This is a genomic window from Variovorax boronicumulans NBRC 103145 (assembly GCF_001591345.1).
Taxonomy (GTDB): Bacteria; Pseudomonadota; Gammaproteobacteria; order Burkholderiales; family Burkholderiaceae_C; genus Variovorax; species Variovorax boronicumulans.
This window is the reverse complement of record NZ_BCUS01000221.1, coordinates 1-4,407: the sequence shown is the minus strand read 5'-3', so window position 1 is coordinate 4,407 and position 4,407 is coordinate 1. Positions and strand designations below refer to the sequence as shown.

Here is a 4,407-nt window from a genome sequence, read left to right as displayed (position 1 = left end):
GTCGGCCGGCGGGGCCGGAGACGCGGGCGCAGGTGCCGGGGCAGCCGCCACGGGCGCCGCGGCTGCTGGAGCCTGGGGCGTCGGCGGGGGAGGCGTCACCGGCTTGCGTGGCTTCGCGACGGGCGCGGGCTTGGGAGCGGCTTCCGTCGGCTCGGTGATCGCTTCCGCGGGCGGCGCTTCGGCCACGGGCGGTGCAGGCTCGGTCGCGACAGGCGGTGCTTCGACCACCGGCGGCGTCGCGGCGGGCGCTGGCACGGCGACAGGAGGCGGTGCCACGGCCGGCTCGGGCGCCTTGCTGCCGGTCCCATAGCCCAGCCAGCCCGCGACCACCAGCAGCAGCGCGACCGCAAGCAGCCCCAGCCACAACCCGATGCCACGCGGGCGCAGCACCGGTTCGGGCGGCTTGATGCGCTTGACCTTGATCCGCGTCTTTGGCCGATCGGCTCGGGGGGAAGGAGGCAAAGACGATGCGGCGCCCCCACGCCCCGATGCCACGATCACGGTTTTTTCATCCGCGGGCGGCGGCGGGGGCGGCGGCTCGGGCCTCCAGCCGTTGGACGCCGGCGACGATGCGCGCTTCGACTCGGCAGGATCGAACAGCGGCGCGGGAATGGTCGGGGCACGCAACTGGGCCGGTGCGGTGGTGGCCCATTCGCGGTCGGCAGGACTGGGCGCCGGGGGCGGCACGCGGTCGGCGGCCGACAGCCGGCCGCCGCAGTTCCTGCAGAAATTGGCACCCTCGCGGTTGTCCGCGTCACAGACCGGGCAGATCAAGGCCATGGCTCACCAGCAATTCTCGGGATCGGAAACGAAGACTTGTTCTTGTTGTTGTGCGGCGGCTGGCAGCGCGCGGCGAGCCGAAAGGCTCAGGTGACGGCCACCCGCTTGGAGCGGTGCGCCATGCGCTTGGCGATCACGGCGCCGAGCGCCATCGCGATGTCCAGCGCCATGTTGGGCTGGCGGTTCGACATTTCGGAGAACCGCACCGCGGTGAGGCGCCACACGCGTCCCGCGCCGGTGACCACCACGTTGGCCGCATGCGGCTCGCGCGAGAAAAACGAGCCTTCGCCCACCACCGAGCCCGGCGACAGCACGGCCAGGCGCATCTGTTCCTTGCTGCTGACGCGGTGCACGCTGATGGCGCCGCTTTCGACGAAGAACACCGAGCGGTCGTGCGTGCCCTGGGAGATCAGCACGTCGCCGACACCGGTCTCGATGGGCTGCAGATAACCCGCGAGCGTGTCCCACTGCGCGACGCTCAAGGTCAGCGCGAACGCGTCGGCGCTCAGGTTCTCCGCGATGGCGCGGCTCAGGTTCTGGATGGACATGTTTTTCTCAACCCCCGCAAGTGATCCGAAGTATCCGCGAAGGCCCCGAGGTTCGGCTACAACTGTTTACGCTTTCACCAGCGAAGCGCACGCATGTGTCGCTATTTCCCGATACAGAAGCGCGAAAAGATGACCCCCAACAGGTCGTCCGCGCCGAACTCGCCGGTGATCTCGTTGAGCGCGTTCTGGGCCAGCCGCAGCTCCTCGGCCAGCAGGTCGAGCAGTTGGGCCTGCGCCGCCAGGTGGGCCGCCGCCAACGCGAGGTGCGTCTCGACCCGGGCCAGCGCCTGCACGTGGCGCGCGCGCGCCAGGTAGACGCCCTCGGGCACGGCCTGCCAGCCGGCCATGGCCAGCAACTGATCGCGCAGCGCCTCGATGCCCGCGCCGGTCTTGGCCGACAGGGCGATGCCTTCGGACGGCGGCGAGGCCGAAACCGCTGCGTCCTGCTTGTTCCACACATCGAGCACCGGCACGCTCGCCGGCAGCTTGCGCCGCAGGCCGGCCAGGATCTCGGCGTCGGCGGCGGCGTAGTCAGGCTGGCCGGCGCGCGTCAGGTCGTGCAGGAACAGCACGGCGTCGGCGCTTTCGATCTGGCCCCAGGCGCGCGCCACGCCGATCTGCTCGACCTCGTCGGTGCTGTCGCGCAGGCCGGCGGTGTCGGCCACGTGCAGCGGCACGCCGTGGATCTGGATGGTCTGCGAGACCACGTCGCGCGTGGTGCCCGCGATGGCGCTCACGATGGCCAGCTCGGCGCCGGCCAGCGCGTTGAGCAGCGAACTCTTGCCGGCGTTGGGCTGGCCCGCGATCACCACCTTGATGCCTTCGCGCAGCAACGCGCCCTGTTTGGCGCGCTGTTGCACAGCGGCCAGCTGCGCCTGCAACCGTTGCAGCTGGCCGGTCGCGTCGGCTTTCTGGAGGAAGTCGATCTCTTCTTCAGGGAAGTCGAGCGTGGCCTCAACCAGCATGCGCAGGTGGATCAGCGCGTCGCGCAGCGTATGGATCTCGCGCGAGAACGCGCCCGACAGCGAACGCCCGGCGCTGCGCGCGGCCGCCTCGGTGCTCGCGTCGATCAGGTCGGCGATGGCCTCGGCCTGGGCCAGGTCGATCTTGCCGTTGAGAAAGGCGCGCTGGCTGAACTCGCCCGGCTCGGCCACGCGCAGGCCGGGCAGGCGCGAGCGGCCGGTGGCCGGATCGATTTCGGCCGCGGCCTCGAGGCAGCGCGACAGCAGCAGCTGCAGCACGACCGGGCCGCCGTGCGCCTGCAGCTCGAGCACGTCTTCGCCGGTGTAGGAATGCGGCGTCGGGAAATGGATCGCTAGGCCGTGGTCGACCGGCTCGCCCAGCGCATCGCGAAAGGGCAGGTAGGTGGCTTCGCGCGGCTTGAGGGCGCGGGCGCACAGCGCCTGGACCAGCGGCGCCAGCCGGGCGCCCGACACGCGAACGATGCCGACCGCCCCGCGCCCCGGGGCGGTGGCGATGGCGACGATGGGATCGGTGGTGCGGGCGAAGGTCATGACAGCGCGATTCTTTCAGCAAAAAGCAAAGGGCCGCGGATGCGGCCCTTTGCGGGTGGCGGAGGCCAGCTGGCTTATTTGCCCAGCACGCCCAGTCGCTTGTTGATGAACCACTGCTGCGCGATCGACAGCACGTTGTTCGTGATCCAGTACAGCACCAGGCCGGCCGGGAAGAAGATGAACATCACGCTGAACGCGAGCGGCATGATCCACATCAGCTTGGCCTGCATCGGATCGGGCGGCGTCGGGTTGAGCCAGGTCTGGAACAGCGAGGTGGCCGTCATCACGATCGGCAGGATGTACCAGGGATCGGGTGCCGACAGGTCGGTGATCCAGCCGATCCACGGCGCGTGGCGCATTTCGACCGACGACAGCAGCACCCAGTACAGCGCGATGAACACCGGGATCTGGATCACGATGGGGAAGCAGCCGCCCATCGGATTGACCTTTTCGGTCTTGTAGATCCGCATCATTTCCTGCTGCATTTCTTGCGGCTTGTCCTTCAGCCGCTCGCGCATTTCCATGATCTTCGGATTGATGGCCTTCATCTTGGCCATGCTGGCGTAGGCCTTGGCGTTGAGCCAGTAGAAGGCCGCCTTCAGCAGCACCACCAGCGCCACGATCGCCCAGCCCCAGTTGCCCAGGATGCCGTGCAGCTGCGTGAGCAGCCAGTACAGCGGCTTGGAGATGATCGCGAAGATGCCGTAGTCCTTCACCAGGTCCAGGCCGGGGGCGATGGCTTCGAGCTTCTTTTCTTCCTCGGGGCCGGCGAACAGCGCGCTGTTCACGACCTGCGTGGCGCCCGGGGCGATCTTCGGCAGCGTGGCCACCATGGCGACGGTGAAGAGGTTGTCACCCAGGTCCTTCACGCGGAATTCGCGGCGCAGCTGTTCGCTGGCCGGGTCGCCCTTGAGCAGCCAGGCCGACGCGAAGTAATGCTGCACCATCGCGATCCAGCCGTCGTTGGCCGGCGGCGGCGGCTCGACCTTGCCCTTGGCGATGTCCTTGAAGTCGAGCTTGTGGAACTTCTTCTCGTTGGTGTACGCGGCCGGGCCGGTGAAGGTGTTGGTGCCGAACATGGTGCCGGCGGCCACGGTGCCGTGGCGCAGCAGCTGCATGTACAGCTGCGCGTCGCGCGGCTGGTCGCTCACGTTGACCACTTCGTGGCGCACGCCGATGACGTAGTCGTCACGCTTGAACACGTAGGTCTTGATGTACTTCAGGCCACCGACCGGGGCGCTTTCGAAGCTCACCTCGAGCGTGTTCTGGCCGTCGGCCATCGCGCGCGGACCGGCCTTGGGCGTCATGGCCGTCAGGTGGTTGGGGAAGGCGTCGCCGGCGACGGGGTTCAGCAGGCCGGTCTGCGCCACGTAGCGCGTGGCGGGCGAGCCGTTCTCGAACAGCACGACGCGCTTGGTGCGGTCGGCTTCGTCGTACTTGAGCAGTTCGAGGTGGTTGACCGTGGCGCCTTCGCTGTCGATCGTCGCCTTGAACAGGTCGGAGGTCACCACGACCTGCTCGCGCGGCGCGGCCGGGGCCGCCTGCGTGGGCACGGCGCCCGCGGT

General features: G+C 69.0%; 3 protein-coding genes and 1 pseudogene. All 4 read right to left on the bottom strand.

Translation table 11 applies throughout. From position 1 onward, the window contains the following. Positions 1-390: pseudogene (locus VBO01S_RS32930) on the bottom strand (zinc ribbon domain-containing protein); the annotation flags it as partial. A gap of 476 nt (positions 391-866) precedes the next feature. Beyond that, positions 867-1,328, bottom strand: coding sequence for a Crp/Fnr family transcriptional regulator (locus tag VBO01S_RS30895; protein WP_062482896.1), 462 nt, complete (start codon positions 1,326-1,328; stop codon positions 867-869). A gap of 101 nt (positions 1,329-1,429) precedes the next feature. Beyond that, positions 1,430-2,842, bottom strand: a complete 1,413-nt coding sequence (mnmE, locus tag VBO01S_RS30890) for a tRNA uridine-5-carboxymethylaminomethyl(34) synthesis GTPase MnmE (protein WP_062482894.1) — start codon at positions 2,840-2,842, stop codon at positions 1,430-1,432. Between the two features lie 74 nt (positions 2,843-2,916). Beyond that, positions 2,917-4,407: membrane protein insertase YidC (yidC, locus tag VBO01S_RS30885; protein ID WP_062482892.1), on the bottom strand; the 1,491-nt coding region annotated here is incomplete at its 5' end.